We start from the raw sequence: 24,120 nt of genomic DNA, 5'->3' as shown, positions 1-24,120 counted from the left end.
CGTTTCAATGGCTTAAAAGCCCTTGCCTAGCAACTCTCGGTCTTAAGCCGAAGCGTGCTTACATGAAGCCGCAGACGCGACCGATGATGCCGACGGCGAAGAGAGCCAGGATGATGATGATCGGGCTGACCTTCTTCTTGAGGAGCTTGCAGACAAAAAGGGTCAGGCACACGGCAGCAAGGCCAGGGATGAGCTGATCGAGGTTAGCCTGAAGCGTGGTGACCTTCACCTGATCAAGGGCGTTAGCACCGATGGAGTTATACATCGTCAGTGCTTCCTTGACACCCTCAGAACCGGAGGGCAGGTTAGCCCAGTCGATAAAGGCGCCAGCAGACTGCGTGACCTTGGAGACGACCGGGGTGAAGGAGATGGACACCCAGCGCTCGACCAGGGCACCGATGATGAACATACCTAGGATGGAAGCACCCTCGGTGACCTTGCCCATCAGACCGCCGGAGAGATCCTTGGCGATGGAAGAGCCGACCTTGTAGCCAAACTCCTGCGTGTACCACAGGAAGGCGTAACGAATGATGTTCCACGCGAAGAAGAACAGCAGCGGACCGGCGATGCTGCCGGACAGGGCCAGGGAAGCGCCCAGAGCGCCCAGAATCGGGCGAAGGGTGAACCAGAAGGCGGGGTCGCCGACGCCGGCGAGCGGGCCCATCATACCGACCTTGACGCCCTGGATGGCGACGTCGTCGATCGGAGCACCGTTGGCGCGCTCCTCCTCGAGGGCGAGGGTAACGCCAATGACGGGGGCGGAAACATAGGGGTGAGTGTTATAGAACTCCAGATGGCGCTTAAGCGCGGCAATCTGGTCGTCCTTGCTGGTGTAGAGCTTCTTGATCGCAGGGATCATCGAGTAGCACCAGCCACCGTTCTGCATACGCTCGTAGTTCCACGAACCCTGAAGGAACTGATGACGGAAGCAAACCTTCTGACGATCGGACTTAGAAAGCTGAATCTTGTTCTCTGCCATATGTATCACTCCCTTCCTACTCGTAGTCATTCAAAATGTCGCCGAGCGGGTCGCCGGAGCCACCGCCCATGCCGCCACCCTGCTTGGCCAGGTCCTTAAGGCCAAGGTAGATGAGGGCGAGGGAGATGCCGATGAGGCCCAGGGCGATCAGCGTGAGCTGAGGGATGGCAGCCAGGACGAAGCCGAGGATGAAGAACGGCCAGGTCTCCTTGGTGGCCATCATGTTGATGACCATGGCGTAACCGACGGAAGCGACCATGCCGCCGCCGACAGCCATGCCGCCGGACAGCCAGTCGGGCATAGCGTTAAGCGCGTTGGTAACGGCCTCGGCCGGGATGATGCACAAAAGCACTGCCGGGATGGCGATACGAACACCCTGCATGAGGATGCCAGCGTACTGCCAACGCTCGATACCGGCGAAGTCGCCCTTCTCAGCGCAGGCGTCCATGCCGTGGACCATAGCGGTGGCCAGGGTACGGCAGATCATGGTCAGGAACAGGCCGGCGACGGACAGAGGTACGGCGACGGCGATGGCGGCGGTAACGGCCTTGCCGGAATCAGTAACACCGCCGTTGAGGGCAAGTGTCATGATGATGGCAGATGCGACAGAAGCCAGGGCGGCGTCAGGTGCGACGGCGGCGCCGACGTTAGCCCAACCAAGGGCCATCATCTGAAGCGAACCGCCCAGGAGGATGCCCTCCTGAAGGTGACCGGTTACGAGACCGATAAGCGTGCACGCAACGAGCGGCTGATGGAACTGGAACTGATCCAGAACGCCTTCCATACCGGCAAGCAGCGCGATAATCGCGATTAGAACAATAGTAAGCGCGGACATGTATCGGACCCTCCTTTACTATGCTTGAGCGGCCAGTTCGGCCTTAGCTTTCTTCAACATGGCGTCGAGATCCTCGGAGGAATCCGAAGGAACCTTGCGGACCTCGAACTTGACGCCCTTTGCCTTGAGAGCCTCGATGGTCTTGACATCGTCATCGCCCATAGCGACAGCGTTGGTGACGACGACCTTGCCCTTGGAGTGAGCCATAGAACCGATGTTGACTTCCTTGATATCGACGCCGGCCTCGATGGCCTTGAGCAGATCCTGCGGGTTCTCAAAGAGCAGCATGGCCTTGGTGTCACCAAAGCGCGTGTCCTTGACGACCTCGGCCATCTTCTTAATGGGCACGACGTTGGCATGGACTCCCGGAGGGGCAGCCTGCTCGATCATGGTCTTTCGAAGCTCGTCGTGGGCAACGCCGTCGGAAACCACGATGATGCGGTTGGGGTTGATCTGCTTGGTCCACGTGGTGGCCACCTGACCATGAAGCAGACGGGTGTCGATACGGACGTGGGCGATCTTGATGTGCCCGTCGCCGATGACCGTTCCCGGAGGGATGGCGCCTGCAGGAGCAGCAGCGGCCGCAGCCGGCTTCTTCTCCTCGGGCTCCAGAGACTCGGGCTTGACGCGCACGCCGGCCTTAGCCTCAGTCACGAGATGTTTTGCGATCGCATGTGCAGTGTTCTTTGCGTCAAAGCGCTGCGAATATGCCTCGATGAGCATAGGCAGGTTGACACCGGTGACGATAGCCCAGGAATCGTGGCCCTCGATGAGCCCGCTGATCTGGTTGAACGGCGTGCCGCCCCACAGATCGACGAGGAAGAGCACCTGCTCCTGGTCCTCGAAGGAAGCGATTGCCTCCTCGACCTTGGCGCGGAAGTCGTCGGGGCCCATGCTCGGCTCGAGCGAGACCACGGCTACAGACGGCTGATCGCCAAAGACCATCGAGCCCGTCTGCTTGATTCCAGCCGCCAAGTCACCATGGCTAGCAAGAACAATACTTACCATCACATAACCTCCTTTTTGTCTACGTAATTCCTACACGACAAAAAAGAGTATAGCTGCAAATACAGCAGAATTATATGAAAAACTGCAAAAGCTAGCATTATTTGTTTAAACGTCTTGTTTTGTTACAAGCTGATTACATTCCAGTATTTTGACTGATTTGCTGCTGAGGATTGATAGCTGATCTATTTACATGACCGAATTGAGCACGCTGTTCATTATTGCCGGTTTTAAACAGACACAAATGTGCTCGGGTTGAGGCCATTTCGTTTAAACAGATGGTGCTTGACTAATGGTAAGAAATATGCTCTAGCAAAGTAGTCGTTGGGGACGTTCTTTAATGACTAGTCGTTTAAGAACGTCCCCAACGACTAAGTTAGGCGATGTGAAGGGGGTTGGCGGCGTCGACGGCATCGGGGGCATCGGAGAGGCCGTCGGGGGCAGCGTCTGTTGGGTCCTCGTCGGGGGTCTCGATCTGCTTGATCATGACCTCCTGGCCCTGCAGCAGATAGGTCTCGCCGCTACCGCAATGGGGGCAGGTCTTGCCGTGCTCGACCGTCGCGTAGTCGCAGCCGCACGCGTCGCAATGCGTCACGGCCTCGACGGGCTCCACGATAAGCTCCGCGCCCTGCGCGATGGGCTTTTTATCTGCCGCCCAACGCCAAGCGTCAAGCAGCAGATCGGGAACGACGCCCGAGACCTCGCCCAGGAGCAGCGTCACGCTCGAAACGCGACTCACGCCATTGGCGCGCGCCACATTCTCGACATCGCGAATGATGTGATAAACGATTCCCAATTCGTGCAAGGTAGAAACCTTTCAACAACGGTTGATGCGATGTCAACTAAACGTCAGTGAGCGACGCTCCGCGCCGCTCACTAACTTGTTAGTTTCTTTTACTTCTTCCCAAATTTAATCTTGATCGCGCGTTTCAAAGCGTACTTGCCGAGGCTGGGGAGCTTTTGCTCGTACTTGACCATCGTGGAGCACTCGGGGCGGTCGCGATCCAGATGGATGGCATCGAACGCGCACTTGGTGGTGCACAGACCACAGCCGATGCACTTATTGGGGTCGACGATCGAGGCACCGCAGCCCAGGCAGCGAGCGGTCTCGGCGCGCACCTGCTCCTCGGTAAAGGTCTCGACGTACTCGCTAAAGGGCGCAGCCTTCTCGCGCTCGCGGTCGACACGTGCCACCTCGCGGCTCGCGTTGTCATAGCTCTCAATCACAACATCGTCGCGGTCGAGCGCGGTGTAGCGGCGCTGGTTGCGGCCGATGGTGAGCGTGGAGCCCGGCTGCACAAAGCGATGGATGGACACAGCGGCCTCGTGACCGGCAGCGATGGCGTCGATGGCAAAGCTGGGGCCGGTGTAGACGTCGCCGCCCACAAAGATGTCGGGCTCAGCGGTCTGGTACGTCTGCGGATCGGCAAGAGCACCCTGGCCGCGGCCAAGCTCCACCTTGGAGCCAGCCAGCAGGTCGCCCCACACAATGGACTGGCCAATCGACATGACGACGCGGTCGGCATCGACGCGGCGCAGGTCGTTCTCGTCGTACTCGGGCGCAAACCGGCCCTCGTCGTCAAAGACGCGCGTGCAGCGCTTGAAGGTGATGCCGCACACACGACCCGCATCGTCCAGGTGAACCTCCTTGGGACCCCAGCCGCAGCTGATGTGAGCACCATCCTCGATGGCTTCGCGACGCTCCTCCTCGCTGGCGGGCATCTGAGCCTCGCTCTCCAGGCAGAACATCTCAACATGCTCGGATCCCAGACGGCAGGCGTTGCGCGCGACATCGATGGCCACGTTACCGCCGCCCACCACGATGGTGCGACCGAGCAGTGCGTCGATCTTGCCACTGTTGACCTCGCGCAAAAAGTCGACGGCCACCGTCACATCCTCGGCGTCCTCGCCCGGAATACCGGCTAGGCGGCCGCCCTGGCAGCCGATGGCCACATAAAAGGCCTTAAAGCCTTGCTCGCGCAGCTCGTCGAGCGTCACATCGCGACCGACCTCCACGCCATAGCGGAACTCGGCACCCATCAGGCGAATAACCTCGACCTCGGCCTCGATAACGTCCTTCTCCAGCTTAAAGCTGGGAATACCGTAGGTGAGCATGCCACCCGGGCGCTCGTTCTTCTCGAACACGACGGGCTTGTAGCCCTTCTCGGCCAGATAGAAGGCGCAGGACAGACCGGCCGGACCGGCACCGATGATGGCGATCTTCTGATCGAAGCCGCCGGCGCGCGTCGGCGTCACCACGGGCGGGACATAACGGGTCGCGGCATCCAAGTCGCGCTGGGCGATAAACTTCTTGACCTCGTCGATCGCCACGGCGGCATCCACGCGGCCACGGGTGCAGGCGTCCTCGCAGCGGCGGTTGCACACGCGGCCGCAGATTGCGGGCAGCGGGTTCTCGCGCTTGATGAGCGCCAGCGCCTCGTCATAGCGACCCTGCGCCGCAAGCTTCAGATAGCCCTGAACAGCGACATGCGCGGGGCAGGCCGTCTTGCAGGGCGCCGTGCCGGACTCATGCGTCTCGATGCGGTTGACGTTGCGGTAGTTGGGCGACCACTTGGTGTGGTCCCACTTGGTGGCATCGGGCAGCTCCTGGCGCGGATACTCGGGCACCTGTCCGCCAGCCTTTTTGCTGCAGAGCTTCTGGCCGAGCTTGGCGGCCCCGGCCGGGCATACCTCAACGCAGCGACCGCAGGCCACGCACTTGTCCTTCTCGACCTTGGCGACATAGGCAGAGCGCGACAGGTTGGGCGTGTTGAACAGCTGCGAGGTGCGCAGGGCGTAGCACACGTTGACGTTGCAGTTGCAGATAGCGAAGATCTTGTTCTCGCCGTCGATATTGGTAATCTGGTGCACAAAGCCGTTGTCCTCGGCCTGGCGCAGAATGTCGTAGACCTCCTCGCGCGTCACATAGTGACCGCGGTCGGTCTCGACCACATAGTCGGCCATATCGCCCACGGCAATGCACCAGTCGCGTGGATCGTCGGCGCAGCCCTCGCCCATCACGCGACGGCTCGCGCGGCAGCTGCAGGTGCTGGCGGCATACTTGCCGTCGTATTTGTCAAGCCAGTGCTCGATGTGCTCAATCGGCACCGAGGTGCTCGAGGCGTCGATGGCCTTCTCGACCGGGATCACGTGCATGCCGATGCCGGCGCCTCCGGGCGGCACCATCGGCGTAGCACGGGACAGCGGGCCCTTGGACGCCTGCTCAAAGAACTTGGCATAGACCGGATGCTCCTCGAGCTGGCTCACGCGCATGTTGAGGAACTCGGCAGAACCCGGTACCAGCATGGGCAACACCCATTGCTTGGCGCGCTCGGGGTTTTCCCAGTTGTACTCGAGCAGACCCGTGTAGCTCATGTCGTCGAGCATCTTCTCGATATCGGCTTCGGGCATGCCGGTGAGCTTGACCATCTCGGGCAGCGTGTAGGGGCGGCGCATCTTCATCTTGCAGAGCACTTCGGCCTGCTCGTCGGTTGCGGCCTCGGCAAACGACCAGTACTCGTAGCCCAGCAGCTCGTCGCGGTGCAACAGGCGGTTGGTGCAGTGCTCGCACAGTTTGACGATAGCCTCGCGCGGATGCTCCGGCAGCGGCGGCACAAACTCCGCTCCGATATCGGGCTCGGTATAGCTAATCCCCGGTCCGTTGAGAATCATAGTCGTCCCTTCTCTTGCCACAGCCCGGCGAGACCGTAGCGCCCCTCTTTGTACGGGCTCGACATGCCCCCATGCCGTTCACCCGCTATTGTTGACATTGTGTCAAAAACAGTATTGACGAACCGTCAACAATATTCAAGACTGTTAGGCGAACGGTCGGGCCCAAACGGATGAAAGGCGGCAAACATATGAGCGACAACACGGCAAACATCTCTGTCGCTGATGCCGTCCTCGCGTCCGACAGCACGGCAAAGCGCCTGACGGGTGACGAGCGCCGACGCGAGATTCTCGCCGCCGTGAGCGCCGTGAGCGCTGAGCTGGGCGTGTCTCATCTTTCGGTATCGGCCGTGACCAAGCGGGCTGGCTGCACGCGCTCACTGTTCTACCACTACTTTGCCGATATGGACGCCGCCGTCACCGCCGTTATGGACGAGGCGATCGACGGCTTTATCGCCGAGCTCGAACAGTGGAACGCCAGCCGCACGGTTGGCGACATCGAAGGCGCACTCGACACCGTCGCTCCGCTCTTTAAACGCCTGGTCGTGAGCGGCCACGAGTTGCCGAGCACCCTGACCTCCAGCAGCGGCGCGCTCTACGGCGGCTTTCTGCACAACGTGGTCCAGCGCGTGGCGCAATACATCTGCGACACCACCGTGGTGGATTTTGTCGCCCATCATGAGCTCCGCATTGACCATGTCTACGAGACGTTCTACACCCTCATCATGGGGTTGTTGATGTATATCCGCACGCACCCCGATGTGCCCGACGAGACGGTCAAGGAAATCATCGCCTCGACACTCCATATCGAGGGCTATACCGCCAAGTATCCGGAGCGCAAGCCCCAGAACTGACGACATTTGGCCAAACTGCCCGCGATCAGAAGAGGGGCCGCGGGCGTGTGAAAGGAGAGCAGCATGCTGTTCGATGTTTGGGGTAGCAATACCCTTATCCACTGGGCCGGCTGGGCCATGGTCTTTATTGGCCTCATCGTGCTCAACGAGGTCGGCCGCCGCACCAAGCTCGGCGCGGCCATCATCTTTGGCGTGGCTCCGCTGGCCATGACCATCTACTGCGTCGCCATCGCCATCGGCGTTTCGCAAGGTGCCGAGTGGGCGCTCACCAACCCCACCCATGTGTACCAGAACAGCTGGTTCCACTACGCCAAGGTGTACGCAGCGCTCGCCGGCTGCTGGGGCTTCATTGCCATTAAGTACCAGTGGGGCAAGATCGGCAAGGCGCACTGGTTCCGCGCATGGCCGTTTGTGATCGTCGCCATCAACATCATGATCGCCGTCGTGTCCGACTTTGAGAGCGCCTATCACTTCTTTGTCCTGGGCGAGTCCACCTGGGTCACCTCCGAAGGTGCCACGCAGCTGGCCGGCTGGAACAACGTGTTCAACGGCATCGCCGGCATCATCAACATCTTCTGCATGACCGGCTGGTGGAGCGTCTACGCCTCCGAGGACCAGACCGACATGCTGTGGCCCGACATGACCTGGGTCTACATCATCGCCTACGATATCTGGAACTTCTGCTACACCTACAACTGCCTGCCCACCCACTCCTGGTTCTGCGGCTTTGCGCTGCTGCTGGCGCCTACCGTCGCCGCCTTTATCTGGAACAAGGGTGGCTGGATTCAGAACCGCGCCTTTACGCTGGCTATTTGGTGCATGTTTGCCCAGGTGTTCCCCTACTTCCAGGAGGAGTCCATCTTTGTGACCCACTCCACGCTCGACGCAGGCGCCGCCACCGCGGTCTCGGTCGTCGCGCTGATCGCCAACATCGCCGCGATCATCTACATCGCCTACCGCGCCAAGAAGCTCGGCCGCAATCCCTACAAGCAGGATGTCTTTGAGGGCACCAGCGACTGGGAGAAGGCTACCGCCCGCCGCGCCAAGGTCGATTACGCGCACGCCGAGTAACGTGCCTGACGCAAACGCCGCTTGAATGTGAAGTCGCCTGGCCGACTCCGCGCAATGCAACGTATTGCATGCCCCCGGAAAGCGATTCGTCCGCTTTCCGGGGGCTTTTTGCTGCCGCGCGTGCATTCACGCACATATTCAAAACCTCTCGCACAGATAAAATCAGATTTCCGACCGCACGCCAGCTCTATCTGGCTCCAATTTTGGGTACATTGTTGTCCCGATATTGAGCTTGGGGGATATATGAAAGATGAGACGAGGAGCCAAGAGGACTCGGCCCAAGATGCAGAGGCATGTGCCGAGGCCCTGGAGAGCCTAGACCGAGTTTCGCTTGGCGAGATTGCGTTTGACGATTCGGGCGTTGACGTGCAGGATGAGCCGGAAGCCGAGGCGCAGTCCGATGATCAGGATGCAGACGATGTTGAGCCTGCCGAAGATGAGGCAGATCACGAAGACACCGAAAGCGAGGCCGGCAACCAGCCCGAATCCGACACGGGCGAGGAAACCGTCTTGCTCAACAGCTTGCCGGCCGAGGATTCGCTGACCCGTGAGCTTCCTGGCCTAGGTTCCGCACCAGCCGTGGACGAGACCATCGCCATGGGCGATATTCCCCTGCCGTCCGTTCCCTCGGCACGCGAAGCCGAGGTTCGTCATCGCAAGATGTCGCCCAAGCGCCGCAACCTAATGGTTGCCGGCGTTGTGGCCGTCGCGCTCGTCGCCGGCGGTGCAGGCTATGCTGCCTGGAACGGATATCAACAAGAGCAGGCTGCCGCTGTCGCCGCAAATGCCCACACGATGATGTCAGTGCAGATTGGCGTGCATGCCGCTGGCCTCGACTGTTCCACTGGCTCCAAGATTCCCGTACAGGTGAGTGGGCAGGATTCTGACGCCTCCTCCGTGAGCGAAACGCTCTATGTTGACGAGCACGGCCGCGGCATCAAACTGCTGCCCGGCGATTACACGCTCTCCATCGCTGCCTCCCCCATCGCGGCCGACGGCACCATCTATACCGTCCCGACCACCAAGACGCAGGTCACCGTTAAGAGCGATGGACAGGATTTAAGTGCCCAGGCTACCTTTAAGCTCAAGGTGCCTTCGGCCGACACGGTAACCGACGACCAGATCGATGCCGCCGCCAAATATGCCGAGGAGGGCGGTTGTAGCTCTGCCGCGGCCGCCAAGATACTTCAGCAGGCGGCAACCGCTCGCCGTGATGCCGCCGCCAACGCCGTGAGCGCAAGCGAGGCGCAGGCAGCCCGCGACGCCGATGCTCGGCATAAGGCAACGAACCTGTATCAGCTCGATATTCCCGTTGAGTGGTACGGCAAAGTCGCAACTTGGCAAAACGGCAGCACGCTGTGCATCTATCTTGCCGGCGACAGCAATACGCCGATTGTGACGCTCGTCGCGGTGCGCGACGGCGAGAGCTTTACGCCCGATGAGGGCGATACGGTTTTGGGCACGGCAAACCTTGGTAACGGCTACACGGTCTACGCCAGCGGCCCCGTCTATCCGTATGTGGTGCCCCAGACCATCAACGGGCGGACGCAGAATCCCGTGTCGACCTACCCCATGGACACGGCCATTGAGCTTGTCGAGCTCACGACCGGCAACCGCTACACCTACAGCCAGATTAAGAACGTGCTGGTCGGCAAAGACGGCAAGGCCGACGCTGCCACCAAGCTCGAGTGCGACTACCTCGCCCAGATTCTCCTGCCGAGCATCAAGGCCCAGGACTAGCCGGGCGCATCATGGTGCTCCCCAACCGTGATGAAGGGGCCAGGAGGTCCTGGCCCCACAGATCCGTAGATGATTAGGCAAGGAGCCACTTCCATGCGGGAACAACGTGTACCACACCGTGCTCGCATGGAATATCGGCCTGCTCATCCATGGTAACGATTGCCGACTCACCAAGATCGAACTGGGCCATCGAGGCATCAAGCGCGGCAATTTCGCGCTCGCGCGTTTTCTCACTTGCCATCTCCACACTAACCTGGATCAGGCTATAAGCCCGCATGAGAAGTGCGTCCCCAGCCACAAAGTCCACCTCATGGCTTTTGCTCTTCTCTTTGATCAGCAGGCGGCAGACCGATCCGATCCTCACCGCGGGAGTCCTTCTTCTTAGCGCGTTGAACACTGCGGTCTCGAGCCTCTGGCCCTGGTCCAATGCCGATGCGGGAGAGAATGCTCCAAACATCGCGGGATCGACAGCGTAGACCTTAGACGCAGACCGCATGTTATTTGCCAGTGAACGCGTGAACTCCGGCACGGAGAACAGCAGGTAGGCATCCTCATAATACTCAAGTAAGTCGCTGAGCGAATTACGACTGACGGGTATCTGCCTGCTCTTGAACTCGTTGTACACTTTGTTCACCGACAGCTCTCGTCCCGAAGATGCCATACACCGCGTTAGGAACAGCGATGCCAGGCGAGGGTTCTTGACGTCGTAACGCTCAACGACGTCCATAGCGACCGTTCGCGAAGCATATTCCTGTAGCAGCTGAATCGCGTCTGCGGGCGTCTGCTCAAGCGTCGCGATGAATCCCCCTCGTTCAAGATATCCGATCAGATGATGTCGAAGCAGCGCTGCATCGCTTGGGGAAAAGGTCGCATCTGGCTCGAAAACGCTCCCCGTCTTATATCGAACGTATTCCGAAAAGCTCAACGGAAAAAGCTCTCGTATAAGAGAACGACCCCTGAATTCGCTCTTAAGTTCTGAGGACAGCATCTTAGAAGAAGATCCCGTCACATAGACGGTCGCTTTCTCCGTATCGACTACACGCCGCAAAAACGCACCCCATTCGGGAATTTCCTGGATCTCGTCAAAGAAAATGTAAGCGCCCTCGGTTCGAGCAGCAGGATGCAGCGCATAGAACGTGTCGAGCACGTCCGCCAGCAGCGATGGCTCATACGGGCGCAAGCGCTCGTCCTCAAAATTAAAGTAAAGCATCCGGTCAAGCTCGACGCCCCGGCCCCGAAGCCGCAGCATCTCCTGATACAGGCGATACGTCTTTCCACAACGGCGGGCCCCCACAACCACATTTACGATGTTGTCGCGCTTTGGCTCCTGTGGGTTTCCCAGATCAAGGTCTCGCTCAAAGACCTGTGGAACCCCCTGCTGTTCAAAGTCCTTTATTTTCTGGGCGATCAAGTCGTTGAATGCCATGATTCTCCAATCTTGCTCTCTAGCTAATCAAAATTATACTGATTCTTGATTAGTAAAAGAGCAAGATTACGTGCAACTTGATTAATGGAAAATCAAGTTTTACTGTTGCCGAGCATCAAGGTCCAAGACTAGCAGCCCACGACGCCCAAATTAGCTACTTAACGCCAGGGGTCGGCCTCGAACATCGGCTCGCGCTCGGGGCGGCGATCGCTGTAGGGATCGTAGCCGTCGTCGTCCTCGTTCTCGGCACGGATGTAGGGGTCGCGCGGCTTGGGTGCCGGCTTAGGCGCAGGCTTGGGTGCGGCGGGTGCGGCATCGGTCGCCGGCGTGTTCGTCTTATTCTTGTCTATCATCTGCATATCTCCTCGCCATGTACTCATGCTCAACATCATCGATTGTCGCACGAAAAAGGGCGGCGGACCCATTGGATCCGCCGCCCTTGGCGTTTAGAGACGGCTGGTAGATTTTAAGGCATGTCCCGAAAATCTACTCGGCGTCGGGGACCTCGTAGGTGGCCGTCGGCGTGTTGTCGCACACGACGGTAAAGCCGCCGTCCTTGTCGACATCGACCGTCACCTGATCGCCCTCGCGCACCGTGCCGTCGATGATAGCGGCTGCGATCGCATCCACGACCTCGCGCTGGACCAGACGCTTGAGCGGACGGGCGCCAAAGACCGGGTCCAGGCCGCCCACGGCAAGCATCTGCTTGGCCGCCGGGGTGATGGCAAGCGTCATGCGCTCCTTGGCCAGACGTGCGCGGACATCGGCGAGCTGGATATCGACGATCTTCTCGATCTGCGCCATGCCGAGCGGATGGAACACCACGATATCGTCGATACGGTTGAGGAACTCGGGGCGGAAGGTCTGAGCCATGGCGGCGTCGACCTGATGGCGCATCTCCTCCTCGTCCTTGCCGGACAGATCGGCGATGGCCTTGGAGCCCACGTTAGACGTCATGATGATAATCGTGTTCTTGAAGGACACCTGGCGACCCTGACCATCGGTCAGACGGCCGTCGTCGAGCACCTGCAACAGCACGTTAAAGACATCCGGATGGGCCTTCTCCATCTCGTCGAGCAAGATCACGGAGTATGGACGACGGCGCACGGCCTCGGTGAGCTGGCCGCCCTCGTCGTAACCCACGTATCCCGGGGGCGCACCGATCAGACGCTGGACGCTGAACTTCTCCATGTACTCGGACATGTCGATACGCACGAGCGCGCGCTCGTCATCGAACAGGCACTCGGCCAGCGCCTTGGCGAGCTCGGTCTTGCCCACGCCGGTGGGGCCCAGGAAGAAGAAGCTGCCGATGGGCTTGTCCGGATCGGAGAGGCCCGCGCGGCTGCGGCGCACAGCTGCGGCGACGGCGGAGACGGCCTCGTCCTGGCCGATGACGCGCTTATGCAGCTCACCCTCCAAGCCCTTGAGCTTGTCGAGCTCGCCCTGCATCATCTTGGACACGGGCACGCCGGTCCAGGCGCTCACGACCTCGGCGATCTCATCGGAGGTCACCTGCTCGTTGAGGCCCTCGCCGTCCTGCTGCTTTTGCGCCTCGAGCGCGGCCTCGGAATCCTGAATCTGCTGCTGCAGACCCGGAATCACGGAGTAGCGTAGCTCGGACGCACGGCCCAGATCGCCGTTGCGCGTCGCGCGTTCCTCCTCGCTCTTGGCCTCATCGAGCTGGCCTTTGAGCTCTTGAACGTGGTCGATGGCGTTCTTTTGGTTGAGCCAGCCGGCCTTCTGCACGTTGAGCTTTTCCTGGACCTCGGCGATCTCCTGGCGCAGCGCCTCCAGACGCTCCTTGGAGGCATCGTCGGTCTCCTTCATGAGCGCTTGCTCCTCAATCTGCAACTGGGTGAGCTGGCGCGTGGTGGCGTCAATCTCGACCGGCATGCTGTCGAGCTCCATGCGCAGGCGGCTTGCGGCCTCATCGACCAGGTCGATGGCCTTGTCGGGCAGGAAGCGGTCAGCGATGTAGCGATCGGAGAGGTCGGCGGCGGCCACGAGCGCGCTATCGGTGATGTGCACGCCGTGGAAAATCTCGTACTTCTCCTTGAGGCCACGCAGGATGGAGATGGTGTCCTCGACGGTAGGCTCGCTCACCATAACGGTCTGGAAACGACGGGCGAGCGCCGCGTCCTTCTCGATGTACTTGCGGTACTCGTCGAGCGTGGTCGCGCCGATCGCGTGCAGGTCGCCACGGGCGAGCGCAGGCTTGAGGATGTTGCCGGCGTCCATGGAGCCCTCGGTGGCACCCGCGCCCACAATGGTGTGGAGCTCATCGATGAACAGGATGACCTTACCTTCCGATTTTTGCACTTCCTTGAGCACGGCCTTCAAGCGGTCCTCGAACTCGCCGCGATACTTGGCGCCAGCGACCAGCGCGCTCATGTCGAGCTCGATGAGGTCGCGGTCGCGCAGGGTGCTCGGCACGTCGCCGGCCACGATACGCTGGGCAATGCCCTCGACGATGGCCGTCTTGCCGACGCCCGGCTCGCCGATGAGCACGGGGTTGTTCTTGGTGCGGCGGGACAGAACCTGGATGGTACGGCGAATCTCGTCGGTACGACCGATGACCGGGTCGAGCTTGCCGGCACGGGCGAGGTCACAGATGTTGCGGCCGTACTGCTCCAGCGCCTCAAACTGCGTCTTGTCCTCGGCAGACGTCACGCGGTCATCGCCGCGCAGCTCCTCGTAGACCTGCTCGATACGCTCCTTGGTAACGCCGGCGTCGCGCAGCACGCGACCCGCCTCGCCCTTGTCCTCGGCAAGTGCCATCAGCAGATGCTCGGTCACCACAAAGCTGTCGCCCATCTTGGTGGCCTTCTTCTCGGCCTTTTCGATGACGCGGACGAGCTCGTTGGACAGGCCCATCTGCTGGCCTTCGCCCGAAACCTTGGGCGCGTGGTCAATGGCGTCCTGGGTGGAGCGCGCAAGCTGGGCCGGGTCGGCACCGATGCGTTCGATGATCACGGAGATATTGCGCTCGCCGGCACCGAGCAGGGCAGACAACAGGTGAATCGGCTCCACCGCGCCGGCCTGTGCGTCGGCAGCCGTGCTCATGGCGGTCTGTAACGCCTCGCGCGACGTCATTGCTAGCTTATCGATTCTCATGGAATCACCTCTCTTGGGGCGGCCGCCCTACGGGGCGGCTTCACGTTGTTCGAGAAGTATTGTTGCCAGCTTTACGCGATCTTATACATAAATCTAAGTCTCTATATATAAGATTTTCTGAGTGATTGAGAGATAGGGAGCAGGCACGCTCACCCGCTACGGCCTCGTCCCCTTACTATCTCAATCTGTAACATCTAGCGGCTGTTTATGGCTCTAGATGTTACAGATCGAGACGAAATGACCAGCGGCACCCGTTTGTCTCAATCTGTAACATCTACTCGGCAAATAGAGCTCTACCTGTTACAGATTGAGACAAACAAAAGACACCCGAATCGAAAATCTAAATCTGTAACACCAGGCCCACTTTTAGCGGCCAAGATGTTACAGATCGAGACAAACAGAAACCACCACAAAGGTTCCCCAATGTGGTGGTTCTTGTGCGCTAGATTGCGCCGTACTCCTTGAGGAGTTTGGCGATGTCGGTTCCCTCGACCTTCTTGAGCACTTCTTTGAGAGCAATCCGCTCAACCATAGGCAGCTTCATGCTGGTGATGGGCTCACCGTCGCGTAGTTTAACGCTGCTCATAAGGAGGTCACGCACGTCAAAGACCGAACCCCAGACCTCGGGTACGCCGCGGTCGACATCGCAGAGCGTGTAGACGGCTTCCATACCGGTGCGCATGGAGTACTCAGTCGTAAAGATCGTGTCACGCGGCGTCTCGGCAAACTGGCCCAGGAACGCGAAGTTCACGGCGCCATCGGGCACCACGTCGGGGCGGTCGCCTGCTTCACGCGGCATAAAGAAGGCGGTGATGTAGGGCATCATGACGGGCACGGTGTTGGCGTGATTTGCCGCCAGCTCAACAATCTTATCCTCGGGAACGCCCAGGTGATACAGCCATTCCTGGCAAATCTCCTCGCCGGTGCAGTCGCGCATGGCCTTCTTGACGTAGTTGCCGGGCTTGTCGGTAAACAGGCCATACACCCACACGCAAAGCTGGTCTTTGGGCTGATCGCGGAACTGCTGTTGGCGGTTGATCGTCCAGCTCATAAGCCAGCCCGAATCCTCGCAGGTCACAATGCCACCGGTCACGACGTGCCCGGTAAAGGGATCGCGATGGCAGATCTTTTGGATATAGGGCACAATCTCGCCGTCGAGCGTGGTGACCGTGGCGCTCATCCAGTTGCTCTTCTCGGGGTCACCGCAGAACTTATCGGGATGACCAAAGCTCGGATCTTGCGCTGCGATACGACGCCACATGTCCCAACCGCCACCGGGGCGAATCGTCGGATCCCATGCGGCGGGCTTATCCTGCGCGCCGATCGTCGAGTTTTCCACACAGCCGCCGTTGGTGATAAAGACCAGGTCATCCTCAGTGAGGTCGATGTTCGAAATCTCGCCTGCATGCGTCACGGTGATGCGACGCGCGACCTTCTTGGTGCTCGTACTGTAGGGGTTGCGCGCAAAGGCGGCCTGCTGGATGCGCTGAATCGTGTCCTGGCCGGTGCCAGTGACGGCGCGGCGCGGACCCTCGCCGCCGCCCACCTCAAACACCACGTTTTCGACCTTGGTGTCAAAGTGGAACTGCACGCCGTGCGCCTCGAGATAGCGCTGCATGGGCAGAATCATCGACTCGTACTGGTTGTAGCGGGTGAAGCGCAGGGCGCTAAAGTCGGGCAGACCCGCGATGTGGTGGATGTAGCGGCGGATATAGAGCTTCATCTCGAGCGCCGAGTGCCAGTTCTCAAAGGCGAACATGGTGCGCCAGTACATCCAGAAATTCGAGTTGAGCACCTCGTCGTCAAAGAAATCGGTGATGGGACGGTTCGCCAGCTCCTCGTCGGGCGTAAAGAACAGATCCATGATCTCGGTCGCTGCCTTGTCCGACAGGCCGAACTTGCCATCGGTGCCGCCGTCTTGGCCACGGTTCTTAGTCGAGCGGCACAGCGAGTAGTTGGGATCCTCCTTATTGAGCCAGTAGTACTCGTCGAGCACGGAGATGTCCGGATCTTCAATCGAGGGAATGGAGCGGAAAAGATCCCACATGACCTCAAAGTGGTTGTCCATCTCGCGGCCGCCGCGCATGACATAGCCCACGCCGGGGATGTCGGCACCATCGCAGGCGCCGCCCGCAACGGGGTCCTTTTCGAGGATATGGATGTGGCTTCCGGGCATTTGCGCATCGCGCACCAGATAGCAGGCTGCGGTAAGCGCGCCCAGGCCGGTGCCGATGATGTAGGCGCTCTTGTGGTCGATGCCCGCAGGCTTCTTGGGACGAGCAAAGGCTTCGTAGTTTCCACTTGAATAGTACATGGTTCCTCCTTGCTAACGAAGTTCGTTAACAAGCTTTTGCCCTGATCAACGCAGCCTAGCCGATACAAGATCGTCACCTTGTACGATTTTTAATCAACGGGGGCGGATTGTACAAATCTGCTTGGCTTTGGTCTCCCAAGGTCATGCCGGGCCGGGTTTCGGTTTGGGAAGTGGGCGTCGCTAACTTCCCAAACCGAAACCCGGCCCGGCATGACGCACTTGGTCGCTTTGCGCTCCAACGTGAAATAGTCAAAATCTCGCCAGCGCTGCGTCAATCTGGCCTTCGCATATTTTGGAAACGCGCTCGGCTACTGTGCTCGGGTCCTCGGCCATGCCTGCGGCAATCCAGTCGAGCATTACACCTATAAATGCATGTGCGAAAAAGCGGGACAGAAAGTCCTTGTCGCCTTGTGAGATGTTCTTGCCCGCGGCGTGCTCTTCGACCACGCCTTCGATCAGGTCGAATGTCACGGGCTGCAGAAAACGCTGGATGCGCTCGGCGCTCACACAGTGATAGACGTTCATGATAAAGGGCTTGTTGTCGCGCACCGCGAGCATGATGTTTTCCAGGCCCACCTGCCAGGTATCGGCCGTCTTGTTGTTGGCGAGCGCGCGGCCGGCGTCTTCCTCACATGCCCATTCAACCAGGTCGTAGATGTCCTGAAAGTGATAGTAGAACGTCATGCGGCTGACCCCGCAGTCCTCAGTGAGGTCCGCGATGGTGATCTTAGTCAGTGGCTTTTGAAGCAGTAGTCGCTTAAGAGAATCTTCCAACGCGCGCTTTGTCAGTTGTCCAGCCATTGCTCTCCCGCCATCAAAGTTGAATCATGAAATATTCCCATGGTACCCCGCATGCAATCACCATCCACGAAGGGAACAGACACCTTTGTGGTGGTCGCGCTCTCTACTCTTTCGCCGAACCCGTGCTTCCCGATTCGGCGTTCCAGGGCATCTCATCCTCGAACAGCCATGTACGGGCAGATCCACTATCGCGTGCAGTCTGCGGGTCGGGTAAGCAGGTCTGTTTATAGGCATCTTGGATACACTTGCCCATAAAATCGTTGAGCTCGGTCTGGTCGCCCTCCATGACATAGGCGACATCGCCGTCCATGATGTAGATGCTCGGACCCTCATTGCCCTCGTAGCCCGGATCGTACGAAACATCACATAACTTGGCGCCATTCGTGGTGTCCAACTCGATGGACGAGCGGTATCCGCCAACCATGTCGTTCGCCTTTGCTCGATAGGACGCATATCCATACCAACGCTTGAAGGTTTTACCCTTGAGTAGCTCGGACGCCCTATCGATCAGGCTTGTATCCGTGGTATAGCGCATGGCCCCAAGCTGAATGCGCGGATAATTGCTAATTCCCAGCGCAGCCGGTTGCTCATCAAAATCAACAGTAATGGTCTCGGGCTTGTCGTCGCCGGTCAGAAGTTCGATAGATTGAATCACAGGCTTAACCACCGGTTCCGTCACCGCAGCAGGTAGCAATGCCATGCCGACAACGCCCGCGCCAACCACGGCGATCGCAAGCGCCAAGACAATCAATCCAATACGGGTTGAACGGCTCACGGCAAAACACCTCACAATACAAACCTGCGACGTGCGCTAATGATACCGCCAGCTAACACTATCACCAAAAGAAACCGTCCACTCCCCACCACCACGAAAGGGACAGGCCCTTTTGTGGTGGTTTTCGACTCTGGCGCTCAACTGTCTCGATCCATAACATCTAGCTGCCGTTTTGGACCTCAGATGTTACAGATTGAGATGAAATGTTCAGCAGCTCCCGTTTATCTAAATCTGTAACAACTACTCGGCAAATAGAGGTCCACCTGTTACAGATTGAGATAAACCTCGGACACCACCAAGGCGCCCGTCCCCAATGCGGTGCTTCGACAAAAAGAAGCCGCCCCGATAACAGGGGCGGCATCAAGCAAGTCTATTTATTAGCGTCCCTCAAGACCCAACGAGAGCGTCGCGGTAGCCCCGGACACACCTTTCCCTCGGGCGGCCCTCGCGAAGCGCGTGAGCACGAGGGAAAGGTGTGTCCGGGGCGCACAGCAACGTTACTCGGCAGCGGCCTTGAACTTGTTGTAGTTGATCAGACAGCCGGCCTTGACGATGGCACGCTCCTCCGCCGTCATATCGGCAATGTAGAGCTCAATCTGCTCGACCGCACCGTCGGCGCGCACCACGTAGGCGGCGATGTTCTTCAGGTCGCCATCGAGCGCGGCGCGGATACCCGGCACAAAGACGTAGTCGCCCACCTCAAAGTTGGGTTCCGTCTCCATCTGGAAGGGCACCATGCCCCAGTTCATCACGTTGGAGCGATAGCGCTTGGTGGCGTACTCGTGGACGATGTTGGCCAGACCGCCGATCACGCGCTGGCAGCTCGCGGCCTGCTCGCGGGCGCTGCCGTCGCCGGGCTTCTTGGCGTAAATCATGGAACCGAACTCGGTCGCCTTGGCATCGGCCGCGACACCCGCGCCGGCCAGCGCCTCAAACACACCGGCAAGCTCGACATCGAGCACCGACAGGTCACCCGCGGACTCGCCGGCAACGCGACGCTTCTCCACAGCGTCAACCTCCTTGGAGCGGCCCACGTAGGCAGGGTCGCGGCGGCTGAGCGTAAACTCGGCCAGGCCCAGCGGGTTGGAGCGGAAGGAGCTCGTCTCGCCCGAGGGAATGAGCTCGTCGGTCGTGGTGACCGGGTCCATGATCTTGGAGCACACCTTGAGCAGAATGTCGTCGCCGAGCGGCTCCATCGCAGGCCACGGCTTGATATTGGGACCCTCAACCAGCTCATCTGCAGGCTCGGCCTTGCCAAAGCCCCAGTATACGCGCTTCTTGTAGGGAGCGTCGTCGAAGGTGTACTCGCAGGCCTCGTCCCAAGTCTCCTCGGGCAGATCGGTCGCCGGGGTGAGCACGCCGCCGTTGGCCGCGGTCGCCGCAATGGAGCGGGCGTCCATCAGGGCCACGGCACTCAGCTGGCCATTGCCCGGCTTGGAACCCTCGCGGTTGGGGAAGTTGCGCGTGGTGTGGCGGATGGACAGCCCGTTGTTGGCAGGCGTGTCGCCGGCGCCGAAGCACGGGCCGCAGAACGCCGTGCGCACAATCGCGCCGGCCTCCATGAGGTCGTAGATATAGCCACGGCGCGTAAGTTCGAGCGCCACGGGCTGGCTTGTGGGATAGACCGACAGCGAGAACTCGCCGCAGCCGGTATTGGCGCCCTTGAGTACGCGGGCAGCCTGCACCACGGAGTCGTAGTTGCCACCCGAGCAGCCGGCGATAACGCCCTGCTGCACGTGCAGTTTGCCGTCGATGATCTTGTCAAGCAGGCTAAAGTGCGTCTTGCCCTCGCCGATCTTGGCGGCCTCGAGTTCCACCTCGTGAAGGATGTCCTCGAGGTTCTCGTTGAGCTCGTCGATCTCAAAGCCGTTGGAAGGATGGAACGGCAGGGCGATCATGGGCTTGATGCTCGACAGGTCGACCTCGACGCAGCCGTCATAGTAGGCGACATCGGCGGGCTTGAGCTCGCGATAGTCGTCGCCACGGCCGTGCATGGTCAAAAACGCGTGCGTATCCTCGTCGGTTGCCCAGATGCTCGACAGGCAGGTGGTCTCGGTGGTCATGACGTCGACGCCGTTACGGTAGTCGGTCGTCATGCTCGCGATGCCGGGGCCCACGAACTCCATGACCTTGTTCTTGACGTAGCCCTTGGCAAAGACGGCGCGGATGATGGCAAGCGCCACGTCGTGCGGGCCGACGCCGGGACGCGGGGCGCCCGCGAGGTAGATGGCAACGACACCGGGATAGGCAACGTCGTAGGTGTCGCGCAGCAGCTGCTTGGCCAGCTCGCCACCGCCCTCGCCCACAGCCATGGTGCCCAGGGCGCCGTAGCGGGTGTGCGAGTCCGAACCCAGAATCATCTTGCCGCAACCGGCGAAGTTCTCGCGCATAAAGGAGTGGATGACCGCGATGTGCGGAGGGACGAAGATGCCGCCGTACTTCTTGGCCGCAGAGAGGCCAAAGACGTGATCGTCCTCGTTGATGGTGCCGCCCACAGCGCACAGCGAGTTATGGCAGTTGGTAAGCACGTAGGGCAGCGGGAACTGCTCCATGCCCGAGGCACGCGCCGTCTGGATGATGCCGACGAAGGTGATGTCGTGGCTCGCCATGGCGTCGAAGCGAATCTTGAGCGCCTCGGGGTCGCCGGACGTATTGTGTGCCTGAAGGATCGAATACGCGATGGTGCCACGCTTGGCATCCTTGGGCGTCTGCGTAATACCGCGCTCAGCAGCCTCGGCCGCAGGCACAACCTCGCTGCCACGGCGCAGGTAGATGCCGTCCTCGTACAGCTTGACCATACTGTCTCCCACTCTGCCCAAAAGATTTGGGCGCATAGCATACATTCGTTCAATATCGTGCCATAGAACGGTTGCGAGTGGGTTACGAATCTGCGCGTTCACTTTATCTCAGTAAAGCATAAGGCGAGCCGGGGGGCGGGAAGACGGGTTTGGCGCACGGAATGTCCCCAAGTGCCGGCAGAAAAGGAACGTCCCCAAGTGCCGAAATGGCGAGAGTGGATAATCTCCCACTTTGAGCCTGCACAAAGGCCAAAAACGGGAGATTATCCACTCTCATTCTGTGGGCACTCATTTAAGTACGTCCCCAATGAGTGCCCGGCGGCGCCGGCGGAACTACAGGTCGCCGCCCGTGCCCAGTAACTTGCGCATGACTTGCTCGGGGTTGACCGAGCCATCGCGCGGGGCCAGTGCGGTGATCTTCTTCTGCATCTTGTACTCGTGCAGCTCGTCCTCGAGCTGGCGCACGCGGGCGCGGAGCTTCTCGTTTTCGCGCTCGCGCTCCTCGGCACGCTCCTTCATATCGAGAATGCGCACCACGCCGGCAAGGTTGATGCCCTCATCGGTCAGCTGGTTGATGAGCTCCAGGCGCTCGATATCGGCACGCGAATACAGGCGCGTGTTGCCGCCCGAGCGCTGGGGGTTCACCAGGCCCTTGGACTCGTAGACGCGCAGAGTCTGCGGGTGCATGCCGGTCAGCTCAGCCGCCACGCTGATCATGTACAGCGGTTTGTTCCTATTGTCCTCGGCCATGCTACCTGACCCCTTTCCGTTTCGCACGTCTACATCATAAGCCCGCGGACGCGGGCGGGCACACAGGCGCCCTAGTACGTCGCCTTGTAACGGTTGACCTTCTCGCGATAGTCGCGCGTGTCGGCCTCGCGCAGTTTGGTCATCGCGTCGCGCTCGTCATCGGATAGGTTCGTGGGAACCTGCACCCTGATCTCGACGAGCAGCGCACCCGTGCGGCCGCGGTGCTTAACGTCGGGCGCGCCCATTTCCTTAAAGCGGAACTTCTTGCCCGTCTGGGTACCCGCGGGCACCTTCAGACGAACCGTCGCGCCACCGGGCGTGGGCACGTCCACCGTGCAGCCGAGTGCCGCCTCGTAGACCGAAATCGGCACCTCCATGGTCACATCGGCGCCCTTGCGCTTAAACAGCGGGTGCTCCTCCACGTGCGTGGTCACGACCAGGTCGCCGCGCTCGCCGCCGGCGACGCCGTACTCGCCGCGACGCTTGTAGCGCAGCTTGCCGCCATCCACGGCGCCCGCAGGCACCGAGACCGTGATGGTCTGCTGCTCGCCCGTCGAGGGAATGCGGTAGGTGACCTTGTGCGTCACGCCGCGAAACGCGTCCTCGGCCGTTACGTCGACAGTCAGCGACAGGTCGCCGCCCTTGCGCGCGCGACTGCGGCCCGCGCCGGCACCGGCATTACCCGCGGCCCCGGCAAAGCCCGAGCCCCAATCGCTGCCCCAGGCGCCGTTGCCGCTAAAGATGCTGTCGAAGATATCACCCCAGCCGCTGGCGCCCGCGCCGGCGCCGTAGCCACCGCTATACGCGCCGCCCGCGCCCGGCATGCCGCCGAACATGAGCATCTGGTCGTACTCTTTGCGCTTCTTCTCGTCCGAAAGCGTCTCGTAGGCCTCGCTGATCTCCTTGAACTTGGCCTCGTCGCCGCCGGCATCGGGGTGATATTTTTGCGCGAGCTTGCGAAACGCGCTCTTGATCTCTTTGTCGGAGGCGCTCTTGGATACGCCCAGGATGTCATAGAAGGTTTTGCCTGCAGCCATCGTAGCTCCTCTCCTGTTTCATCCACCGTCCAACGGGCGGCGGCTCATACTGTCATATGGCACTAGGCCAGAAAGGGCCCCGGGTGTTGCCCCGGGGCCCTTCTCAATTACTCCTCGGTGCTCTCGGCCGTGTCGGCCGCAGCATCCTCGGGCGCCGCTTCGGGCTCCGGTGCGGGGCGCTTCTCGCCACCGTAGGTCACCGTCACCATCGCGGAACGCAGGATGCGGTCCGCCATGCGGTAGCCCTTCTGGTACACGTCGTTGACGGTCTCGTCGTACTGCGACGCGTCCTCGACGCGACCCACGGCCTGGTGCTCGAGCGGATCGAACGCCTCGCCCTTGGGGTCGATGGGCTCAACGCCCTCGTGTGCAAACACATCGAGCAGCTTGGCATGCACCGCATCGACGCCGTCGACGAACTGCTTAAAGTCGTCGGCAAGCTCCTGGCTGCGGGCATGGTCGATCGCACGCTCGATATCGTCGACCACCGGCAGCAGCGCGGTGACGAGCTTCTCGGTCGCGCGCTCGCGCTCGGCGATGCGCTCGTTGGCGGTGCGACGACGGAAGTTCTCCCAGTCGGCCTGCAGACGGGCGGTGCGCTCGGTGGCGTCCTTTGCCTTGTCCTCGGCGGCCTTCTGAGCCTCTGCCGCAGCATCGAGCTCATGACGAACGTCGGCAAGCTCCTTCTGGGCCTGCTCGAACTTGAACTTAAAGTCGTTGTCGGCGGCTTCCTCACCGGCGCGGATAGCGGCTTCCACCATCTCGTCCTCGGTCATCGTCGCCTCCTTGTTGGAATCCTCTACCTGGTTCTCGGCAGCCTCGGCGGCCGGGGCCTCGTTGGCCTCGGTATCGTCTACGGCCTCTACGGGAATCTTCACGTCCTTCTCCTCAGAGTCAACGGGGGCGGCGCTGGTGGCAGCCGCCTCCGTGCGAGCTTTACAGTCGGACATGA

At 60.4% G+C, this 24,120-nt stretch carries 18 protein-coding genes; 3 read left to right on the top strand and 15 right to left on the bottom strand.

What is annotated here, in order from left to right:
• Positions 1 to 58 precede the first annotated feature (58 nt).
• The 5 genes from DXC90_RS07260 to DXC90_RS07240 form a co-directional block, all read right to left on the bottom strand.
• Positions 59 to 979 carry a PTS system mannose/fructose/sorbose family transporter subunit IID gene (locus DXC90_RS07260; RefSeq protein WP_117735396.1) on the bottom strand — a complete coding sequence of 307 codons (921 nt, stop codon included), beginning with the start codon at positions 977 to 979 and terminating at the stop codon, positions 59 to 61.
• Between the two features lie 16 nt (positions 980 to 995).
• Entirely contained in the window at positions 996 to 1,814 is an 819-nt protein-coding gene (locus DXC90_RS07255; protein ID WP_117735395.1) for a PTS mannose/fructose/sorbose transporter subunit IIC, read from the bottom strand.
• 18 nt (positions 1,815 to 1,832) lie between these two features.
• Entirely contained in the window at positions 1,833 to 2,822 is a 990-nt protein-coding gene (locus DXC90_RS07250) for a PTS sugar transporter subunit IIB (protein ID WP_117735394.1), read from the bottom strand.
• Between the two features lie 373 nt (positions 2,823 to 3,195).
• Positions 3,196 to 3,624, bottom strand: coding sequence for a hydrogenase maturation nickel metallochaperone HypA (locus DXC90_RS07245; protein WP_117735393.1), 429 nt, complete (start codon positions 3,622 to 3,624; stop codon positions 3,196 to 3,198).
• An 89-nt stretch (positions 3,625 to 3,713) separates the two neighbouring features.
• Positions 3,714 to 6,491 (bottom strand): FAD-dependent oxidoreductase, encoded by a 2,778-nt coding sequence (locus tag DXC90_RS07240; protein WP_199406649.1) that lies wholly within the window; start codon positions 6,489 to 6,491, stop codon positions 3,714 to 3,716.
• 188 nt (positions 6,492 to 6,679) lie between these two features.
• Here DXC90_RS07240 and DXC90_RS07235 point away from each other — a divergent pair, with 188 nt between their 5' ends.
• The 3 genes from DXC90_RS07235 to DXC90_RS07225 all read left to right on the top strand — a co-directional run bounded on the left by DXC90_RS07235 (position 6,680) and on the right by DXC90_RS07225 (position 10,153).
• Positions 6,680 to 7,342 (top strand): TetR/AcrR family transcriptional regulator, encoded by a 663-nt coding sequence (locus tag DXC90_RS07235; RefSeq protein WP_117735392.1) that lies wholly within the window; start codon positions 6,680 to 6,682, stop codon positions 7,340 to 7,342.
• Positions 7,343 to 7,405: 63 nt separating this feature from the next.
• Entirely contained in the window at positions 7,406 to 8,413 is a 1,008-nt protein-coding gene (locus DXC90_RS07230; protein ID WP_117735391.1) for a DUF5692 family protein, read from the top strand.
• A 243-nt stretch (positions 8,414 to 8,656) separates the two neighbouring features.
• Positions 8,657 to 10,153, top strand: a complete 1,497-nt coding sequence (locus tag DXC90_RS07225) for a hypothetical protein (protein WP_117735390.1) — start codon at positions 8,657 to 8,659, stop codon at positions 10,151 to 10,153.
• Between the two features lie 73 nt (positions 10,154 to 10,226).
• Here the strand turns inward: DXC90_RS07225 and DXC90_RS07220 are convergent, their stop codons facing one another.
• The 10 genes from DXC90_RS07220 to DXC90_RS07175 form a co-directional block, all read right to left on the bottom strand.
• Positions 10,227 to 11,579, bottom strand: a complete 1,353-nt coding sequence (locus DXC90_RS07220) for an ATP-binding protein (protein ID WP_117735389.1) — start codon at positions 11,577 to 11,579, stop codon at positions 10,227 to 10,229.
• 158 nt (positions 11,580 to 11,737) lie between these two features.
• A complete protein-coding gene (locus DXC90_RS07215) occupies positions 11,738 to 11,932 on the bottom strand; it encodes a hypothetical protein (protein WP_233502244.1) in 195 nt (64 codons plus the stop codon).
• A 133-nt stretch (positions 11,933 to 12,065) separates the two neighbouring features.
• Entirely contained in the window at positions 12,066 to 14,693 is a 2,628-nt protein-coding gene (gene clpB / locus DXC90_RS07210; protein WP_117735388.1) for an ATP-dependent chaperone ClpB, read from the bottom strand.
• Between the two features lie 442 nt (positions 14,694 to 15,135).
• The gene (locus DXC90_RS07205) at positions 15,136 to 17,007 is read right to left on the bottom strand and encodes an oleate hydratase (RefSeq protein ID WP_117735387.1); all 1,872 of its coding nucleotides are present in this window, start codon (positions 17,005 to 17,007) and stop codon (positions 15,136 to 15,138) included.
• A gap of 249 nt (positions 17,008 to 17,256) precedes the next feature.
• Positions 17,257 to 17,808, bottom strand: coding sequence for a TetR/AcrR family transcriptional regulator (locus DXC90_RS07200; RefSeq protein WP_117735386.1), 552 nt, complete (start codon positions 17,806 to 17,808; stop codon positions 17,257 to 17,259).
• A gap of 103 nt (positions 17,809 to 17,911) precedes the next feature.
• Positions 17,912 to 18,583, bottom strand: coding sequence for a hypothetical protein (locus DXC90_RS07195; RefSeq protein ID WP_147326618.1), 672 nt, complete (start codon positions 18,581 to 18,583; stop codon positions 17,912 to 17,914).
• Between the two features lie 497 nt (positions 18,584 to 19,080).
• Positions 19,081 to 21,381 (bottom strand): hydratase, encoded by a 2,301-nt coding sequence (locus tag DXC90_RS07190; protein WP_117735384.1) that lies wholly within the window; start codon positions 21,379 to 21,381, stop codon positions 19,081 to 19,083.
• 333 nt (positions 21,382 to 21,714) lie between these two features.
• Positions 21,715 to 22,131 carry a heat shock protein transcriptional repressor HspR gene (locus tag DXC90_RS07185; protein WP_055250809.1) on the bottom strand — a complete coding sequence of 139 codons (417 nt, stop codon included), beginning with the start codon at positions 22,129 to 22,131 and terminating at the stop codon, positions 21,715 to 21,717.
• 71 nt (positions 22,132 to 22,202) lie between these two features.
• Positions 22,203 to 23,168 (bottom strand): DnaJ C-terminal domain-containing protein, encoded by a 966-nt coding sequence (locus DXC90_RS07180; RefSeq protein ID WP_117735383.1) that lies wholly within the window; start codon positions 23,166 to 23,168, stop codon positions 22,203 to 22,205.
• Between the two features lie 107 nt (positions 23,169 to 23,275).
• Positions 23,276 to 24,118: a nucleotide exchange factor GrpE gene (locus DXC90_RS07175; protein ID WP_117735382.1), complete on the bottom strand. Its 843-nt coding sequence runs from the start codon at positions 24,116 to 24,118 to the stop codon at positions 23,276 to 23,278.
• Positions 24,119 to 24,120 lie beyond the last annotated feature (2 nt).

Source organism: Collinsella sp. TF09-1AT (assembly GCF_003436895.1).
In the GTDB taxonomy this organism is placed as follows: Bacteria; Actinomycetota; Coriobacteriia; order Coriobacteriales; family Coriobacteriaceae; genus Collinsella.
This window is presented reverse-complemented; position numbering and strand designations above follow the sequence as displayed.

Bases quoted from the DNA above. Each gene is read 5' to 3' on its own strand.
- DXC90_RS07200 (WP_117735386.1), bottom strand. From the start codon at position 17,808: ATGGCTGGACAACTGACAAAGCGCGCGTTGGAAGATTCTCTTAAGCGA.
- DXC90_RS07175 (WP_117735382.1), bottom strand. From the start codon at position 24,118: ATGTCCGACTGTAAAGCTCGCACGGAGGCGGCTGCCACCAGCGCCGCC.
- DXC90_RS07250 (WP_117735394.1), bottom strand. From the start codon at position 2,822: ATGGTAAGTATTGTTCTTGCTAGCCATGGTGACTTGGCGGCTGGAATC.
- DXC90_RS07220 (WP_117735389.1), bottom strand. From the start codon at position 11,579: ATGGCATTCAACGACTTGATCGCCCAGAAAATAAAGGACTTTGAACAG.
- DXC90_RS07260 (WP_117735396.1), bottom strand. From the start codon at position 979: ATGGCAGAGAACAAGATTCAGCTTTCTAAGTCCGATCGTCAGAAGGTT.
- DXC90_RS07235 (WP_117735392.1), top strand. From the start codon at position 6,680: ATGAGCGACAACACGGCAAACATCTCTGTCGCTGATGCCGTCCTCGCG.
- DXC90_RS07185 (WP_055250809.1), bottom strand. From the start codon at position 22,131: ATGGCCGAGGACAATAGGAACAAACCGCTGTACATGATCAGCGTGGCG.
- DXC90_RS07205 (WP_117735387.1), bottom strand. From the start codon at position 17,007: ATGTACTATTCAAGTGGAAACTACGAAGCCTTTGCTCGTCCCAAGAAG.
- DXC90_RS07240 (WP_199406649.1), bottom strand. From the start codon at position 6,491: ATGATTCTCAACGGACCGGGGATTAGCTATACCGAGCCCGATATCGGA.
- clpB (WP_117735388.1), bottom strand. From the start codon at position 14,693: ATGAGAATCGATAAGCTAGCAATGACGTCGCGCGAGGCGTTACAGACC.
- DXC90_RS07225 (WP_117735390.1), top strand. From the start codon at position 8,657: ATGAAAGATGAGACGAGGAGCCAAGAGGACTCGGCCCAAGATGCAGAG.
- DXC90_RS07255 (WP_117735395.1), bottom strand. From the start codon at position 1,814: ATGTCCGCGCTTACTATTGTTCTAATCGCGATTATCGCGCTGCTTGCC.
- DXC90_RS07190 (WP_117735384.1), bottom strand. From the start codon at position 21,381: ATGGTCAAGCTGTACGAGGACGGCATCTACCTGCGCCGTGGCAGCGAG.
- DXC90_RS07180 (WP_117735383.1), bottom strand. From the start codon at position 23,168: ATGGCTGCAGGCAAAACCTTCTATGACATCCTGGGCGTATCCAAGAGC.
- DXC90_RS07230 (WP_117735391.1), top strand. From the start codon at position 7,406: ATGCTGTTCGATGTTTGGGGTAGCAATACCCTTATCCACTGGGCCGGC.
- DXC90_RS07215 (WP_233502244.1), bottom strand. From the start codon at position 11,932: ATGATAGACAAGAATAAGACGAACACGCCGGCGACCGATGCCGCACCC.